This is a genomic window from Methylobacterium sp. P5_C11, from assembly GCF_054049775.1.
Map to the genome: position 1 here is coordinate 22,054 of NZ_JBFULS010000037.1, position 16,140 is coordinate 38,193.

A 16,140-nucleotide genomic window follows, 5' to 3' on the forward strand; every position below is an offset into this window, starting at 1 on the left:
TCCGCCCTGGACCCGCGAGAGGGCACGTCCTCTCGACACCCGTGACGAGGTTTGCGTGAAGCGTCTGGTCGTCACCGCGGACGATTTCGGGCTTAGCCCCGAGGTCAACGAGGCCGTCGAGCAGGCCCATCGCGACGGGATCCTCACGGCGGCGAGCCTGATGGTCTCGGCGCCGGCCGCCGCCGACGCCGTGGCGCGGGCGAAGCGGATGCCGTCCCTGCGGGTTGGGCTGCACCTCGTCCTCGTGGAGGCGTGGCCCACCCTCCCCGCGGCGGATCTGCCCGACCTGACCGACCCGGCCGGCCTGATGCGCGCCGACATGGCCCGCCTCGGCCTCGACTTCGCCCGCAGGCCAGCGGCCCGGCGCCAGCTCGCCGCCGAGATCCGCGCGCAGTTCGAGGCCTACCGGGCCACCGGCCTGCCGCTCGACCACGTCAATGCCCACAAGCATTTCCACGTCCATCCGCTGATCGCGGGCGCGGTGCTGCGCATCGGCCAAGACTTCGGGATGCGCGCCCTGCGGGTGCCCCGGGAGCCGCGGGAGATCCTGCGCCGCGCCGAGCCTGGCGCCCGCCCGCGGCTGGCCCTCGACATCGCACCCTGGGCAGCCCTGCTCGCCGTCCGCGCCCGGCAGGCCGGCTTGCTGATCCCGGACCGCACCCTCGGCCTGGCTTGGTCCGGGGCGATGACGCCGGCCCGCGTCGCGGCTTTGCTGGCAGAACTCCCGGACGGCCTGACCGAACTCTACACCCATCCGGCCACCGCGGGCGGCTTCCCCGGCGAGGCACCGGGCTACCGCTACGCCGACGAGCGGGACGCGCTGATCGCCCCCGCAGCCCGCTCGGCCGCCGACGCGTCGGGCGCGATCCGCGGCGGGTTCTCTGACTTCCTCGGTTGACCAGGGCTGATATCTGACTTTAGTCAGATAAAATGTCGCCTACCGAGATCGCCCGCGTCCGCCGCTTCGCCCGCGCCGTCACGGCCGAGGTCGGGGCGCTCGACAGCTCGTTCCTCGGCCGGGGCCGTCCCCTGGGCGCCGCACGCGTCCTCAACGCCATCGGCGCGGGGCGCGCCGAGATCGGCGAGATCCGCAGCTATCTCGGCCTCGATTCCGGCCTGATGAGCCGCCTCCTGCGGAGCCTGGAGGAGGAGGGACTGGTCGCCACGGTGCCCCATCCCGCGGATGCCCGACGCCGGGTCGCGTCCCTGACCGAAGCCGGCCGGCGCGAATTCGACGCCTACGAGGCGCTGTCGAATGCTCGCGCCGTCGCGCTGCTGCAACGGGCGCCGTGCGCGGACGACCTTCTGCGCGCGATGGACCACGTTGCCCTCGTCCTGGGCCGCGACGCCATCGCCATCACGGAGGCCGAACCGACCGGCGAGGCGGCCCGCGCCTGCCTCGCCACCTACTACGCGGAGTTGGCCGCGCGCTTCGCCGGAGGGTTCGATGTCGCCCGGTCCTGCGACCCCGAGGCAAGCGCCATGGTGCGTCCCCGGGGCGTCTTCCTGCTCGCGGTCTCGGACGGCCTGCCGGTCGGGTGTGTCGGCCTCAAGGGAAACGGCGGCCCGGAGGCGGAGATCAAGCGACTCTGGATCGATCCGGCGTCCCGCGGCCTGGGTCTCGCCAAGCGCCTGATGCGGGAGGCCGAGGATGTCGCCCGCGATCTCGGGATCCGGACGCTGCGGCTCGACACCCACAGCGCCCTCCCCGAGGCCTTGGCACTCTATCGGAGGTTGGGCTGGGTGGAGATCGATCGCTTCAACGATGATCCCTACCCGGACCATTTCTTCGAGAAGGCCCTCTGAAATCTGGCCGAGGCGCCAGCCGCTACTTGGCCGGCACGGGATCCTTCTGCGCGACGCTCTTCCGCATGGCGGCGCCGGCGGCTTTCTCGGCCTCCGGACGGTCCTCGTCGGGCTGGGCCGGCGGCTCGCCGAGGGTCGCCGGCACCACGAAGAAGGCCGCCATCAGGGTGAAGAACAGCGAGAGCGCGAGCAGCTTTCCCATGCTCGCAGTGCCCGGATGGCTCGACAGGACGAGCGATCCGAAGGCGCTGCCCGTGGTGAGCGCCGAGAAGAAGATTGCCCGGGTCAGGCTGGAAGCGAGCATGTCGTTCACGCCGGCCCGCCAGGCGATCACGTAGTAGATGTGGAACGCCACACCGACGGCAAGCATCAGCGGCAGGGCGATGATGTTGGCGAAGTTGAGCGGCATGCCGACGATGCGCAGCGCCATCAGCGTCCAGAGGGTCGCGATCACCAGCGGGCCGAGGGTCATCGCAACGTCCCAGGGCTTGCGCAGGGCGACCGACAGGATGACGAAGATCAGCACGAAGGCCGTCACCGCCGCCTGCACAAAGGCGCCCAGGATCGTGTAGCTCGACTGCGTGGTTGCCACGGGCGCGCCGGTGGCGTGCGGGGCGACCTTCAGCACCTCGTCCGAGAAGTTGCGCAGCACCGTATCGTCGTTCGAATCACCCTTCGGGTGGACCTCGATCCGGGTGCGCCCGTCGGCCGCCACCCAATCGGCCTTGAGCTGCGGCGGAAGGTTGTCCAGCGTGATCTTCTCGGGATGCAGCAGGTCGCGCAGGCGGGCGAGCAGCGGAACCAGATCCTTGGTCAGGGCCACCGAGGCCGCCTCCCGCAGCGTCACCGGGCCGGCCGCGAGCTTGTCGAGGGTGCCGGCGAGCTGCTTGGCCTCCTGGGCGCCCTTCGCGTCCCCCTTGGCGTCGCCGGCCACGCCGTTCAGGGCCGTGGCGGCGTCCTTGAGCGCCTTGACGTTCTCGGCATCGGTGGGCGGCGGCGGCTTGCGGCCGGGATTAAGCACCGGGTCGAGGAGCTGGGCCGTGTCGGCGATCTGGGTGAGCTTCTTGTCCTGGTCCCGCGGCACGAAGGTGTCGATGCTGTTGACCGAGGCCGTGACCGGCAGTGCCATCAGCTGCTTGGACAGGGCCGGAACCGCTTCGACGCTCGGCGCCAGCACGTCGATGAAGTTGGGGCTGGTCTCGGGATTCTTGATCAGGTCCAGGTAGGTCGCGATGGACTGCGTTTTCGGGCTGCGCAGGTGCATCGGGTTCGAGTCGAACGGCAGGTGCCAGAGCAGGGGCGCCCCGGCCAGGGTCACGAGGCCGACGCCGATCAGGATCGGCTTGCGGTGGCGGATGATCCAGGGGTCGACGCCCACGAGCCAGTCGGTCTGCACTGCCGCCTTCTCGCCCTCCGGCTTGAACACGGCGATCAGCGCCGGGAGCAGGGTCAGGGAGAACAGGAAGGCCACGACCATGCCGACACCGGCGATCAGGCCGAGTTCGGACACGCCGCGGAACGCGGTGGGCAGGAAGGCGAAGAAGCCGGCGACGAGCGAGACCGCGGCGAGCGTCAGCGACCAGCCGACGCCGCGGGCGGCAGCGCGGATCGCACTCTCCAGGCTCGGCTGCTCGTAGCGGTCCGCTCGGTAGCGCACCGAGAACTGGATGCCGAAATCGATGCCGAGTCCGACGAACAGGGCGGCGAAGGCCACCGAGATGGGATTCAGCTCCTTGACCATGACGAGGCCCAGGGCTGCCGTCACCACGAGGCCCGCGAAGGTGGTGATGATCACAGCGCCGACGAGCTTGCCCGAGCGCAGGGCGAGCCACAGGAACAGCACGATCGCGCCCACGATGATGCTGTTGTTGACGCCCGCATCCTCCGACAGGGTCGCGAACTCCTCGTCGGCCACCGCCACCGTTCCGGTCAGGCGCATGCGCAAGCCGTGCTCGCCGTCGATCTTGAGATCCTGGGCGACGTTGCGGATCAGCTTGGTCGCCTGGTAGCCGGGCTCAAGCGCGTTGAAGTCCAGGACAGGCTGGATCACCACGAACTTCATCTTGTCGGTGACGCTGGTCTCGCCCCCCGACAGGAGTTCCTGCCAGGACATCCGCGCCGGCTTGCCCGCCAGCACCTTCTGGAGGGTGGCGTCGATCTGCCCCATGGGCTTCTCGAGATCTTCGAGCTTGGCATCGCCGGTCTTCACCCCGCGGGCGCCCAGCGTCATCACCCGCATCACCCCGCGCAGCGACGGATCGGCGGCGAGCGGCCCGAGCAGACCCTGCTGCTGGGTCAGCGATTCCAGGGTCTTGTCGAGGTCTGCCTGCGACATCAGCAGCAGGCCGTTCTTGTCGAAGAACGGGCCGCCGTCGGGCCGGTAGACCGTCTCGATCAGATTCTTGTGCGCGGTGAGCGCTTTGGCGAGGCTGGCGGCCGCCTCTTCGGTCTCTTCGGGCGTCTCGCCGTTGATCACCGCAACGATCGTGTTGCTGCGCTGGGGGAACGCCTTCTCGAAGTTGATCTCGTCCTGACGCCACGGCTCCTTCGGGTCGATCAGCCGCTCGACGTCGGTATTGATTCGGAACAGGTGCGCCGCGACCCCGAGGCTCGCGACCGTGAGAAGCGCCGTGAGGGCGATCACGATCCACCGATACCGCACCGATAACCCGACGAGACTTTCGATCACGAGCACCTGCCTGTTCGCATCGGACGCGCCCCGTGCGCGACCGGCTCCTGCTATCTGTCCGGCCCAGGCCAGGGCCATCGGCGACCGAGGGCTTCGCGGCTCGCGGCGCGGCTGCTCCGCGATCCGTCCCGCCGCGCATCGGGTCCGAGGAACGCCGCACCGGCGGTTCCGGCCGCGCCGCGCGCGTCAGCGGGCCGATACCGCTCGACGCGGGCCGGGACTTGCATCGCGGCCACGAGGCTCAGTAAAGAGGGCGATGCCAGATTGCAACGCGGCCGCCATGGCGTGCATCCCGCGCCTGCCCGTGTGCGCTAGCGCACGGCGTTGCTGGCGCGGCCACCAGAATCCTGGGATTCCGGTCGTATTGCCGACGCAATGCACGTGCTGTCCTCAACGATCGGACGTCCGCACCCATCGAGCCTGCGCACGCAGTTCATGTGGCGCCGTTGCGTCAGGAGCCGAATAAGATGTCATGGTCCCGCCGAAACGGGGTCGTTTCAGATTAGTTCCAAGCTAGGTCGCTGGAATTCGAGATTTTTTCGCGTTAAGCACCCCGACGCCCCGGGGCCGACGAAGTAAGGAGCCGCAATCTTGGGTATCCCCCTCCGGTACGTCGCGAAGATCGGCGGCTACATCCTGAAGCAGCACCTCACGGGCCGCAAGCGCTACCCGCTTGTGATGATGATGGAACCGCTGTTCCGCTGTAACCTGGCCTGCGCCGGCTGCGGCAAGATCGACTACCCGGACGAGATCCTGAACAAGCGCCTGCCGGTCGCCGACGCGCTCGAATCGGTGCGCGAGTGCGGTGCTCCGGTGGTGGTGATCGCCGGCGGCGAGCCGCTCCTGCACAAGGACCTCCCGCAGATCGTCGAGGGCATCATCGCCCAGAAGAAGTTCGCGATCGTCTGCACGAACGCGCTGCTCCTCGAGAAGAAGATCAAGGAGTACAAGCCCAGCCCGTACTTCACGTGGTCGATCCATCTCGACGGCGACAAGGAGATGCACGACCAGTCGGTGTGCCAGCGCGGCGTCTACGACAAGGCCGTGGCGGCGATCGCGAAGGCCAAGGAGATGGGCTTCCGCGTCACCATCAACTGCACCTTCTTCAACAATTCGCAGCCGGAGAAGATCGCCGACTTCTTCGACAGCGTGACCCGGATGGGCATCGACGGCATCACCGTCTCCCCCGGCTACGCCTACGAGCGCGCCCCCGACCAGAAGCACTTCCTGAACCGCAAGGCGACGAAGGACCTGTTCCGCGGCGTGTTCCGGCACGGCAAGGAGAAGGGCCGCGAGAAGTGGACCTTCCAGCAGTCGGGCCTGTTCCTCGACTTCCTGGCCGGCAACCAGACCTACCATTGCACCCCGTGGGGCAACCCGACCCGCACCGTGTTCGGCTGGCAGAAGCCCTGCTACCTGCTCGGCGAGGGCTACGCGGCGACCTTCAAGGAGCTGATGGAGGAGACCGACTGGGATTCCTACGGCACCGGCAACTACGAGAAGTGCGCCGACTGCATGGTCCACTCGGGCTACGAGGCCTCCTCGGTGGTCGATTCGGTCCGCAAGCCGTGGAAGCCGCTGGTCCACGCGATCCGCGGCATCAAGACCGATGGCGCCATGGCCCCCGAGGTCAGCCTCGAGAACCAGCGCCCGGCCGAGTTCGTGTTCTCGCGCAACGTCGCGCAGAAGCTGTCCGAGATCAAAGCGGCCGGCGTCGACACGAAGCAGGAAGCCCGCAAGCGCACCGCCGCCTGATCGGCCCGCGCCATTGACGACCTGAGACCCGCGGCCGTGAGGCCGCGGGTCTCTTCGTTTCAGGGATCGCCGCCCGGCGCATCACCCGAGCCGCGGCACGTGCGGCGCGCAATCCCGTGGCAGGGTCCCGTCGAGCCGTGGATCGGGCGCGACCTCGACATGGACGGCACAGGGATCGAAGCCCGAGCGCCGGTAGAAGGCGAGCGCGTCGGGATGATCCAGGGTGCAGGTGTGCACCCAGAACCGCGTGATCGGACGCGCCCAGGCCCGGCGGATTGCCGCGTTCATCAACGTGCGGCCGATCCCGGTTCCGATCGCGCTTCGGGTCAATCCGAGGAAGACGAGCTCGCAGGCGCCGGGCTCGCGGAAATCCAGTTCCAGCATGCCGATGTCCCGGCCCTCACGGCGAAGCGCGAAGATCTCGACCTCCCGGTCGGCGAGGATGGCGGCCAAAGCGCCCTCCGGCAGGGTGAGCCGCGAGAACCACAGCCAGTCGGCGCCGACCGCGCGGAACAGGGTCCGGTAGGTCTCCGGGTCGGCCCGCTCCAGGGGTTCGAGGGCGATCCCGGCTGGGAAGCGCCGGACGGGCGGCGGGGATGGCGGGCGGAGCATCTCCAGGCTGGTGACGATGGTCGCGATATGGCCGGGCGGTACCGCCGCGAAGCCCGGGGCCAGGGTCGGGATCCCCGTGTTCGGCAGCATGGCGTCCTCCGAAGATGCCTCGGCGCGGGTCAGATCGCCCGCGGGCGGCGTCGCGCGATCAGCCAGGGCAGAACGCAGGCCGCCGACACAGCGATCGCCGCCGCGTAGGCCGCGACCGGGTCGATTCGCCCGAGCAGCAGGTGCACGCAGACATAGAAGGCCAGCACACCGAACGCGCCCTGCGCGCTGCCGCGTACCACGTCGAGCGCCGCGCCGGCCCCGTCCTGCGCCCGGGCAAACACGATCAGCGGCCAGGAGATGATCGGGATCGGCGCCAGGACGCCGCTCAGGCCGGAGCCGAGATGCGGGGCGAGGGTCGAGACCAGCAGGACCAGGGTGGTGGCGGCCGCGAGGCGCGCCGGCATATCCCAGCGCGGCGGTCGGGGCCGGCGGATCGGTGCGCGCGCTTCGACGGCCGGCCGGCACAGGGCGACGACCAGCGCCATCGCCGGCAGGTCGATCGCCGTGGCCAGCCAGATACCGGGCCGGATCACGCCGTGCAGGAGGGCGCCCCCGAGGACGAAGGCCGCCAGGGCGATGGCGGCGCCGGCGACGATCCCCATCCGCTGCGCGCAGGCGGCATAAGCGAGGTAGCTGGCCGTGACCGCCCCTAAGCCCTCCACCGAACCGACGGCGGCGTCGGCGGCGAAGCGCTCGCCCTGCTCCACCGCGAGATAGATCGAGATCGGTGCCGAGGTGAGCGGCAGGCCCGAGAGGAGGCCGCCCACGAGGCTGCCCCACCGGCGCGCGGCCGCCGAGACGGCCCACATCAGCGTCGGCGTGACGAGGATCTTGGCGGCGATCAGGCTCATGACGCCCTGCGCGATCCGGGGCGTCAGGCCGCCTCGGGCGGCCCGTCATCCTCCGGATCGGCGGGGGCGTGAAGCATGTCCTCCAGCTCGTCGATCAGACGGTCGATCTGGTCCTCTGTGGCCAGCACCTTCAGGACCTCCCCCGATTCGGTCTCGACGGCCAGCTCGATATGCGGCCCGACCCGGGCCGTGAGGAACCGGGCCAGGATCTTGATGGCGCTCATGCGACTGCTTCCTCCGCGGCGATGAGGCCGACGGCCACCGCCGGTCCACAGGTCGAGATCGCGTCGCGCGCGCCGGCGATCCGCGCCTCCAGCAGCGCCACCAGCGGGGTTGCCGGCCGCCCGAGCCGCTCCGCGAGGCGGAGGCCCAGGAAGGTGCCGGCGCCGCACACGACCAGAGGGGCGCCCGCGCCGAGATCCGGCCGGCTCAGGAGGTCCGCCGCCGCATCGTGCAGCAGGCGCAGCTGCGCCTCGGCAAAGTGGCCGGCCAGCGCCGCCCAGGCGGAGGCGGGCGCCTCCGTCCGGTCCCGCCCGACGACGCGGGCGAGCCGGGTTTCGCTCTCGGCCACCGACTTGCCCTTGCGGTCGCCGCTCGGCTGCTGGTCGGCGCCTTCGGGGAGCTGGCCGAGGATGCGGTAGACGTCCGCCATGTGGGCGAAGGTCTCGGTCATCAGGCGGGTGCGGCGGCCCGCGAAGGGGGCGTGGTCGGACAGCGCGATCACCGGCGTGCGCACCGCGCCGGTATAGACGAGTTCGCCGGTCTCCAGCCGCTCGGCGTCGCTGTAGCCGGTGGCGGCCGGCCGGCCGCGGACGATGGGGATCAGGTCGGCGGTGGTCGAGCCGATATCGATCAGGAGCGCGTCCGGGACGTGCCGGCCGGCGAGGGCCGCGGTGGCGTGCCAGTTGGCCGAGGCCACGTCCGCCGCGTGGGAGGCGGCGGCCTCCGGGGCGACGAAGCCGGAGCGGCCGGCGTAGATCCGCACGGTCCCGGCGAGGTGCGATCCGGCCCATCCGGACAGCGCCGCGACGCCGTCGCGCCGGTCGGCGAAGCAGTCGGTCAGCTCGCCCGTCATGGTCACGGCGTGCGAGGCCGCGCCGCGAGCCCAGTCGGGGGCGGCGTCCAGCGCCCGGTCGAGGGCGGGCAGGCCCTGCCAGAGCGGGCACGGCACCTGGGCGGCGGCCACGACGCGGCCGTCCTCCACCAGGGCGACCTTGACGTGGACCCCGCCGAGGTCCCACCCGATCGTCATTGGGTTAGATGAGCGCATGGGACCGTGATGGGCGCCTCGATGGACCACAGGATCGGGCGCCCCGGCTTCGCGGTGATCCCGGTGCTCGATCTCCGGGGCGGCCGCGTGGTGCGGGCGCGCCGGGGTGAACGCTCCTCCTATGCCCCGATCGAGACGCCCTTGGCAAAGGGATCCGCGCCCGCCGCGGTGGCGCGCGGCTTGTGCGACGCGTGGCCCGCCGCGATCCTCTACGTCGCCGATCTCGACGCGATCATCGATCGTGCCGCGCCCGATCTGCGCGCCCTGGAGGCGATCGCCCGCGCCTGCCCGGATGCCGCCCTGTGGGTTGATGCGGGCTTCGCCGAAGCGGCCGGCGTCGACGCCTTCCTGGCCTCCGGCCTCGGGCGGCCGGTGATCGGCAGCGAGAGCCAGGCGGATGCCGGCCTCGTGGCGCGCCTCGGCGACCGGGCGGTGTTCTCCCTCGACACCCGCGGCACGGAGCGGCTCGGCCCGGCGGCGCTCCACGACGATCCGACGATCTGGCCGCCTGAAGTGATCGCCATGACGCTGGCGCAGGTCGGCGCCGGGGCCGGCCCAGACCTCGCGGCCCTCGGCGCCTTGCGGGCGCGGGCGCCGGATCGCCACCTCTACGCGGCGGGCGGYGTCCGCGGCCCGGACGACCTGCGGGCGCTGCGCACGGCCGGGATCGCCGGGGCGCTGGTCGCCTCGGCGCTCCACGACGGYACCCTGTCCCGGGCCGCCGCGCCGGATCTCGCCTGATGCTTCCGGCGGGCAACACGGGCTGCTAAGAGGCTGCAGCAGAGGTATCGACGCTCCCTTCGTCTTTGCGAGCGGAGCGAAGCAATCCAGCGGCGCTACGCTCGCCGAGGTCGAGCTGCCCTGGGTTGCTTCGCTCCGCTCGCAAGGACGGGACGGACAGGAAGCGCAACCGCGAGAGCCGTCAGACGATGGAAAAGTTCACGACCCTGGAGGGCGTCGCGGCGTCCATGCGGACGATCAACGTTGATACCGACCGGATCATCCCGGCGAAGTATCTGAAGACGATCCGTCGGACCGGGCTCGGCACGAGCCTGTTCGCCGAAATGCGCTATCGCGAGGACGGCACCGAGAACCCGGACTTCATCCTCAACAAGCCCGCCTACCGGAACACCAAGATCCTCGTGTGCGGCGACAATTTCGGCTGCGGCTCATCGCGGGAACACGCGCCCTGGGCGCTCGCCGATTTCGGCATCCGCTGCGTGATCTCGACGAGCTTCGCCGACATTTTCTTCAACAACTGCGCCAAGAACGGCATCCTGGCGATCGTCGTGTCCGCCGAAGACCTTGAGAAGCTGTTCGAGGATGCCGAGCGCGGCGCGAACGCGACCCTGTCGATCGATCTGGCGGCGCAGACGATCCGGGGGCCGGACGGCGGCACCCTGCATTTCGACATCGACGCGGGCCGCAAGCACAACCTGTTGAACGGGCTCGACGAGATCGGCCTGACCCTGGAGCGCGCCGCGTCCATCGACGCCTACGAGCAGAAGCTCGCCCAGCGGGAATGGGCCTGAGCGAGGTCCCGACCTCCGAGCCCTGCCGATAGGCGACCGATGGGCGGTCCTGCGCCGGCCGGTCGTCGTTTGCCCTGCCCGGGGAAGGCTTCGATCAGAGCGGCGCCGGCATGCGGCGCGCCCGTCTCCCGCCTTGAGGCGGCCTTGACCTCGCCGACGCGGCCGGGCGTGCCGATCCGTTCGGCGCCGTACCGGTTCCGATCCTTCATCATGGGTTCCGCCGTCAGGCCTGGAAGGTCCCGCCGTGGCCGGTCGGGTTCGGTGCCAACCTGCCGGTCGGCCGACAAGCGGGTCCGGGCGAGGCGCCGCGCCTCACGCTTCGTTAACCCACATGTCGCCTGAATCCGCCGGCAGAGTCTGACCCGCATCGTGAGGATCGCCTGAATGCCGAAGCACCCGACGGGACCGAGACTCGCGCGCGCGGTCGGGCTGCTCGCCGGCATCGCGGCGCTGCCCCTGACGACCCTGTCGGCGCGGGCCGATTTCGACGGCTGCCTCGCCGGTATCCAGTCCCAGGCGGCCGCCGCCGGGGTCTCGGCGCAGACCTTCCGGTCCGCCACGAGCGGGATCAGCTACGACGACAAGGTGATCGAACTCTCGCAGGCGCAGCCCGAGTTCAAGACGCCGATCTGGGACTACATGGCGGCGCTGGTCGACGACGAGCGGGTCGAGGACGGGCGCGCGGCCATGCGCCAGCACGCGGCGGCCCTCGCCCAGGCCGAGTCGCGCTACGGGGTCGACCGCTACACGATCGCCGCCGTCTGGGGCGTCGAGTCGAATTTTGGCAAGAACCTCGGCAAGATGCCGCTGGTGCAGTCGCTGGCGACGCTGGCCTGCTCGAGCAACCGCCGCCGGGACTTCTTCCGCGGCGAGCTGATCGCCACCCTGCGGATCATCGAGCGGGGCGACATCGCGCCCGAGCGGCTGACCGGCTCCTGGGCGGGCGCCTTCGGCCAGACCCAGTTCATGCCGACCACCTATCACCGCCTCGCGGTCGACGGCGACGGCGACGGGCGGCGCGACGTGGTCGATTCGGTGGCCGACGCGGTCGGGTCCACCGCCAACTTCCTGCACGTCGCCAAGTGGCAGAACGGCCAGGTCTGGGGCTACGAGGTGAAGCTGCCCCGCGGCTTCAACGTCGGCGCCGCCGGACGCAAGAACAAGAAGCCGCTCGCTCACTGGGCTTCGCTCGGCGTGACCCGCGTGGACGGCCGCCCGCTCTCGGGCGACGGACCGGCCGGAATCATCGCGCCGGCCGGGATCGACGGGCCGGCCTTCCTGGTCACCAGGAACTTCGACGCGATCTACTCGTACAACGCCGCCGAGTCCTACGGCCTCGCCATCGCGGTCCTGTCCGACCGGCTGCGCGGCAAGGCCGGCGTCCAGGCCGCCTGGCCGACCGACGATCCGCCCCTGTCCCGGGCCGAGCGCCGCGACCTCCAGACCCGGCTCGCGGCCCGCGGCTACGATGTCGGCGAGCCGGACGGCAAGGTCGGCCAGAAGACCCGCGACGCCATCAAGGATGTGGAGCGCAAGCTCGGCATGAATCCCACGGGCCGTCCCGGCGGCAAGGTGCTGGAAGCCCTGCGCGGCGGATGAGCCGGCGGCTCATCACGTCAGGCTCCCCGTTCGAGCGGGACTACGGCTACTCCCGGGCGGTGGTCGACGGGGATACCGTCCATCTGTCCGGGACGACCGGCTACGACTACGCCACGATGACCATGCCCGAGGGTGCCGCCGCGCAGGCCGAGGCATGCTGGCGCACGATCCGGTCGGTTCTCGCCGAGGCCGGGACGGACCTCGCCGGCATCGTACGCGCCACCTATTACGTCACCGACCGGGACGACGCCGAGGCCGTGCTGGCGGTCTGCGGACGGGTTCTGGCCGACATCCGGCCGGCCGCCACGATCGTGCTCGTGGCGGGCCTTCTGCGCCCCGAGATGCGCGTCGAGATCGAGGTCACCGCGCGGATCGGGTAGCGCTGTCCGCATCGCGCCGGGGACGGCGCGCGGGCCCTGCGTGCCGTTCTGCCGGACCGTCCGATCCATCGATACAAACGCCCCGATCGCGCCCGAACCGCGGCTGCCCGCCCCTACCGGTTGCAGCGGCCATTCGGGCCGCCCGCCTGTGCGCTCCGGCGTTCCGGCCGGCGCGGCATTGCCCTCGGGTTCTGTTGCCCCGACGAAAGCCTCTCCTTACGCCCCACGCACGCCGTTCCCGAGGCAGCCGCTTCGTCGTCCCGTGTTGAGATCCACGAGGCACAACTTACAGGTAATGATCTTGTCCTGCGGACTTAAGTTGACATGAGCATTCAGGCTTATCAGATCTCGACGTGGACTCGCCGGTTTTTTCGATCCGTGAGAATATGTTATGTTCGATGGGTTTTTTAAGAATGGTCTATCGCGTCGAATTGCTGCTCAAACTTTACTCATTGGGTTGGTTATAGCAATCATCGGAGCCGGTGGATTGCGATCGTATTATCTGGAGATGGTGTCTGGACGCCTGCAATCCTTGCACACGATCACGGAGCTGTTCACAACCTACGCGCAGCACCTCGAGTCCCAGGTGCGGAGCGGCGCCCTGACCCGCGATGCTGCCCTGGCGGAGCTGGCCGAGACGGCCATGGCCATGCGCTTCGACAACGGCACCAACTACGTCGCCATCTATGAGATGGACGGAACGGTTCTGGCGGTTCCCGACCGCAGGCTTGTCGGCAGCAACCAGCTGGAAACCCAGGTCGACGGGGTGCGCGTGGCCGGGACGCTGATCGATCGGCTGAAGACCTCCGACACGGCCATGATGACCTACCTTTATCCCCGGCCTGGGCGTGAGGGCCTGTATCCGAAGACGACGCTCGCCGTCAGGTTCACGCCCTGGAACATCGTGATCGCGGCGGGGACCTATACGGACGACATCAAGGCAGCCTTCTTCGCCCTCGCCCTGGCGGCGGTCGGCCTGCTCGTCGGGGTGGGCACCCTCGGGCTGATCGGCTCGGTCCTGATCGGGCGCGGTATCACGCGTCCGCTCGCTCAGCTCGGTCGTCGGATGCAGGCCCTCGCCCAGGGCGACGGCACGGACCCGATTCCCGGGCTCGAGCGGAAGGACGAGATCGGTCAGATGGCCCGGACCGTGGAGGTGTTCCGCCAAGCGCTGATCGCCAAGGCCGAGATGGACCGGGCGGCGGCGCAGGAAACGCAGGCCAAGGCCCGGCACGCCCAGAAGCTCGACGACCTCACCCGGGCGTTCGAGGCCAATGCCGCGTCCCTGATGACCGGTGTCTCGGCCGCCGCCACGCAGATGGAGGCGACCGCGGAGGTCATGGCGCGGACGGCCTCGCGCACCCGTGCCCGGGCCACGCGGGTCGCCGGGGGCGCGCAGGAGACCGCCGGGAGCGTACAGAGCGTCGCCGCCGCCACCGAGGAAATGGCGATCACCATCCAGGAAATCTCCGGACAGATGACGCAATCCTCGGCCAAGACCGCGCAGGCGGCCACCGAGTCGCAGCGCACGGACGCCATCGTGGGCGACCTCCTGAACGGGGCCGAGCGGATCGGGGCCGTCGCCAGCATGATCGCGGGCATCGCCCGTCAGACCAACCTCCTGGCCCTCAACGCCACGATTGAGGCGGCCCGGGCCGGCGAGGCGGGTCGGGGCTTCGCCGTCGTGGCCGCCGAGGTCAAGGGGCTGGCCGAGCAGACCGCCACCGCCACCGCGGAGATCGCCACCCGGATCGGCGCCGTCCAAGCGTCGACCCGGCAGGCCGTGGAGGCGATCCAGGGAATCGGTCGCACCATGGGAGAGGTCAGCACCCTTGCGGCGGCGGTCGCGGCTGCGATCGAGCAGCAGGGGGCGACCACCCAGGAGATCGTGCGCAGCGTTGCGCGCGCCGCGGCGGGCACCGAGGCGGTCACCGGCAACATCGCCGACGTCTCGCAGGGCGCCGAGGAAACCGGCGGTGCGGCCGAGCTGGTTCTCGGCGCCGCGGTCGACATGTCGCGCAGGTCCGAGCAGCTCTCCGCCGAGATCCACCGGTTCCTCGACGGCATCCGCGCCGCCTGAGCGGCGCGTGTCGTCCGCCGGGGCGGCGGCGCCGCACAACAAAAGACCGGCCCGGCTGAGCCGGACCGGTCTGAAACGGGGCGATCGCTCCGGCCTGCGGAACGGGTCGGACCGCTTATTCGGCGGCGGCCGGCGCCGCGGCCGGCGTATCCTTGGCCTTGTAGCGGTCGGTGCGCTCGACGATGCGGGCCGACTTCCCGCGGCGGTCGCGCAGGTAGTACAGCTTGGCGCGGCGCACCTTGCCGCGGCGGGCCACCTTGATCGAATCGATCATCGGGGAATGGACCGGGAAGACGCGCTCCACGCCTTCGCCGTAGGAGATCTTGCGGACCGTGAAGCTCTCGTTGAGGCCGCCGCCCGAGCGGGCGATGCAGACGCCCTCGTAGGCCTGGACGCGGGTGCGCTCGCCTTCCTTCACGCGGACGTTCACGATGAGGGTATCGCCCGGCTCGAAATCCGGGATGGTCTTGGCGAGGCGCGCGACTTCCTCGCGCTCCAGCTGCTCGATGATGTTCATGGCATAGCTCCGGCCGTCGCGCCGTTCCGCCCCTCATGGGCGACCGGCACCAGGATTTCGGCGATCCTGTTGTGAGTTGGGCGGCTCTCTACAGGATCGCCGCCGGCTTGTCGATTGCCGTCGGCTGCGATCAGCGACGGCCCGCGCCGGGCGGCTCGCGCGCCGCCTCGGCCTCGGGCAGCACGCAGGCCAGCAGGAACGTCGCGAGGTCGTCCGTGATGTGGTCGATATGCGCCTCGCGCACCGCCTCCTGCTCGAACGCCTCCCGATAGGGATCGGCGACCTTCGGCACCACCAGCACGGTCGCCATGCCGAGATCGTGCGGGACCGCGAGGTTGCGGGCGATGTCCTCGAACAGCGCCGCGCGGGTCGGCTCGACCGCGTGCTTGCTCAGGAACCGCTCGTAGGTCGCCCGTTCCGGCTTCGGGACGAAATCGGCGGCGGCGATGTCGAACACGTCCTCGAAATGGTCGAGGATGCCGAGCTTGGCGGCGACGTTCTCGGCGTGGCGGCGCGAGCCGTTGGTCAGGATCAGCTTGCGCCCGGGCAGCCGCTCGATCGCCTGGCCGAGGGCCGTGTCGAGCTTGATCGACGAGTGGTCGATGTCGTGGGCGAAGTCGAGGAAATCGTGGGGATCGACACCCGCCTCGATCATCAGCGCCGACAGGGTCGTGCCGTAGCGGTGATAGAAGTGCTTCTGCAGCGCGCGCGCCGAGAGTCCGTCGAGCCCGTAGAGCTGCATCACGTAGAGGGTGATGCGCTCGTCGACCTTCGGCCAGACCTCGGCGTCGCTCGGGTAGAGGGTGTTGTCGAGGTCGAACACCCAGGTGTCGACGTCGGCGAAGTCGCGGGCCGCAGGCGAGGTGAACTGGGCCTTGTCGGGGTGGTGCACCGGAACCCCTCAGGTTGCTGATACCTGCCAAATCTGTGGACCGGAACGGTCAAGCTCGCAAGTTTGCCGCTTGTCCGGGCCTTGCTGGGCGGGCGGGGTACGACAA

The 16,140-nt window shown here is 70.1% G+C and carries 15 protein-coding genes; 8 read left to right on the plus strand and 7 right to left on the minus strand.

Annotation, left to right across the window (positions count from 1 at the left end; translation table 11 throughout):
* Positions 1–55: 55 nt before the first annotated feature.
* Complete coding sequence (gene hpnK / locus ACXJKQ_RS18560) at positions 56–898, plus strand: hopanoid biosynthesis-associated protein HpnK (RefSeq protein ID WP_457107203.1); 843 nt, start codon at positions 56–58, stop codon at positions 896–898.
* Between the two features lie 32 nt (positions 899–930).
* Positions 931–1,806, plus strand: coding sequence for a bifunctional helix-turn-helix transcriptional regulator/GNAT family N-acetyltransferase (locus ACXJKQ_RS18565; RefSeq protein ID WP_457107204.1), 876 nt, complete (start codon positions 931–933; stop codon positions 1,804–1,806).
* Positions 1,807–1,828: 22 nt separating this feature from the next.
* Here the strand turns inward: ACXJKQ_RS18565 and ACXJKQ_RS18570 are convergent, their stop codons facing one another.
* Entirely contained in the window at positions 1,829–4,495 is a 2,667-nt protein-coding gene (locus ACXJKQ_RS18570) for an MMPL family transporter (RefSeq protein WP_457107222.1), read from the minus strand.
* Between the two features lie 591 nt (positions 4,496–5,086).
* On the opposite strand from ACXJKQ_RS18570, the gene hpnH reads away from it, so the two are divergent.
* Positions 5,087–6,250: an adenosyl-hopene transferase HpnH gene (gene hpnH / locus ACXJKQ_RS18575; protein WP_243927709.1), complete on the plus strand. Its 1,164-nt coding sequence runs from the start codon at positions 5,087–5,089 to the stop codon at positions 6,248–6,250.
* An 81-nt stretch (positions 6,251–6,331) separates the two neighbouring features.
* Here the strand turns inward: hpnH and ACXJKQ_RS18580 are convergent, their stop codons facing one another.
* Genes ACXJKQ_RS18580 through ACXJKQ_RS18595 form a run of 4 tightly spaced genes read right to left on the minus strand, consistent with a single transcriptional unit; the run spans position 6,332 to position 9,034 of the window.
* Positions 6,332–6,952, minus strand: coding sequence for a GNAT family N-acetyltransferase (locus ACXJKQ_RS18580; RefSeq protein ID WP_457107205.1), 621 nt, complete (start codon positions 6,950–6,952; stop codon positions 6,332–6,334).
* Between the two features lie 29 nt (positions 6,953–6,981).
* The gene (locus tag ACXJKQ_RS18585) at positions 6,982–7,764 is read right to left on the minus strand and encodes a hypothetical protein (RefSeq protein ID WP_457107206.1); all 783 of its coding nucleotides are present in this window, start codon (positions 7,762–7,764) and stop codon (positions 6,982–6,984) included.
* A 23-nt stretch (positions 7,765–7,787) separates the two neighbouring features.
* On the minus strand, positions 7,788–7,988 hold the full coding sequence (locus tag ACXJKQ_RS18590; RefSeq protein ID WP_457107207.1) for a hypothetical protein: 201 nt from the start codon (positions 7,986–7,988) through the stop codon (positions 7,788–7,790).
* Entirely contained in the window at positions 7,985–9,034 is a 1,050-nt protein-coding gene (locus ACXJKQ_RS18595) for a hydantoinase/oxoprolinase family protein (protein ID WP_457107208.1), read from the minus strand. Before ACXJKQ_RS18595 ends, ACXJKQ_RS18590 begins: the two co-directional genes overlap by 4 nt.
* Before the next feature lie 9 nt (positions 9,035–9,043).
* Here ACXJKQ_RS18595 and ACXJKQ_RS18600 point away from each other — a divergent pair, with 9 nt between their 5' ends.
* The 5 genes from ACXJKQ_RS18600 (at position 9,044) to ACXJKQ_RS18620 (ending at position 14,625) form a co-directional block, all read left to right on the plus strand.
* A complete protein-coding gene (locus ACXJKQ_RS18600) occupies positions 9,044–9,775 on the plus strand; it encodes a HisA/HisF-related TIM barrel protein (RefSeq protein ID WP_457107209.1) in 732 nt (243 codons plus the stop codon).
* A 188-nt stretch (positions 9,776–9,963) separates the two neighbouring features.
* On the plus strand, positions 9,964–10,566 hold the full coding sequence (gene leuD, locus ACXJKQ_RS18605; protein WP_457107210.1) for a 3-isopropylmalate dehydratase small subunit: 603 nt from the start codon (positions 9,964–9,966) through the stop codon (positions 10,564–10,566).
* A gap of 384 nt (positions 10,567–10,950) precedes the next feature.
* Positions 10,951–12,165 (plus strand): lytic murein transglycosylase, encoded by a 1,215-nt coding sequence (locus ACXJKQ_RS18610; RefSeq protein WP_457107211.1) that lies wholly within the window; start codon positions 10,951–10,953, stop codon positions 12,163–12,165.
* On the plus strand, positions 12,162–12,545 hold the full coding sequence (locus ACXJKQ_RS18615; protein WP_457107212.1) for a RidA family protein: 384 nt from the start codon (positions 12,162–12,164) through the stop codon (positions 12,543–12,545). The genes ACXJKQ_RS18610 and ACXJKQ_RS18615 overlap by 4 nt, the downstream gene beginning before the upstream one ends.
* Positions 12,546–13,077: 532 nt before the next feature.
* Entirely contained in the window at positions 13,078–14,625 is a 1,548-nt protein-coding gene (locus ACXJKQ_RS18620) for a methyl-accepting chemotaxis protein (RefSeq protein WP_457107213.1), read from the plus strand.
* A 115-nt stretch (positions 14,626–14,740) separates the two neighbouring features.
* On the opposite strand, the gene rplS is transcribed toward ACXJKQ_RS18620, so the two are convergent.
* Complete coding sequence (gene rplS / locus ACXJKQ_RS18625) at positions 14,741–15,142, minus strand: 50S ribosomal protein L19 (RefSeq protein ID WP_457107214.1); 402 nt, start codon at positions 15,140–15,142, stop codon at positions 14,741–14,743.
* Positions 15,143–15,272: 130 nt separating this feature from the next.
* The gene (locus ACXJKQ_RS18630; RefSeq protein ID WP_457107215.1) at positions 15,273–16,034 is read right to left on the minus strand and encodes a pyrimidine 5'-nucleotidase; all 762 of its coding nucleotides are present in this window, start codon (positions 16,032–16,034) and stop codon (positions 15,273–15,275) included.
* Positions 16,035–16,140 lie beyond the last annotated feature (106 nt).

Bases quoted from the DNA above. Each gene is read 5' to 3' on its own strand.
- rplS (WP_457107214.1), bottom strand. From the start codon at position 15,142: ATGAACATCATCGAGCAGCTGGAGCGCGAGGAAGTCGCGCGCCTCGCC.
- ACXJKQ_RS18585 (WP_457107206.1), bottom strand. From the start codon at position 7,764: ATGAGCCTGATCGCCGCCAAGATCCTCGTCACGCCGACGCTGATGTGG.
- ACXJKQ_RS18610 (WP_457107211.1), top strand. From the start codon at position 10,951: ATGCCGAAGCACCCGACGGGACCGAGACTCGCGCGCGCGGTCGGGCTG.
- ACXJKQ_RS18565 (WP_457107204.1), top strand. From the start codon at position 931: ATGTCGCCTACCGAGATCGCCCGCGTCCGCCGCTTCGCCCGCGCCGTC.
- leuD (WP_457107210.1), top strand. From the start codon at position 9,964: ATGGAAAAGTTCACGACCCTGGAGGGCGTCGCGGCGTCCATGCGGACG.
- ACXJKQ_RS18580 (WP_457107205.1), bottom strand. From the start codon at position 6,952: ATGCTGCCGAACACGGGGATCCCGACCCTGGCCCCGGGCTTCGCGGCG.
- ACXJKQ_RS18590 (WP_457107207.1), bottom strand. From the start codon at position 7,988: ATGAGCGCCATCAAGATCCTGGCCCGGTTCCTCACGGCCCGGGTCGGG.
- ACXJKQ_RS18615 (WP_457107212.1), top strand. From the start codon at position 12,162: ATGAGCCGGCGGCTCATCACGTCAGGCTCCCCGTTCGAGCGGGACTAC.
- ACXJKQ_RS18595 (WP_457107208.1), bottom strand. From the start codon at position 9,034: ATGCGCTCATCTAACCCAATGACGATCGGGTGGGACCTCGGCGGGGTC.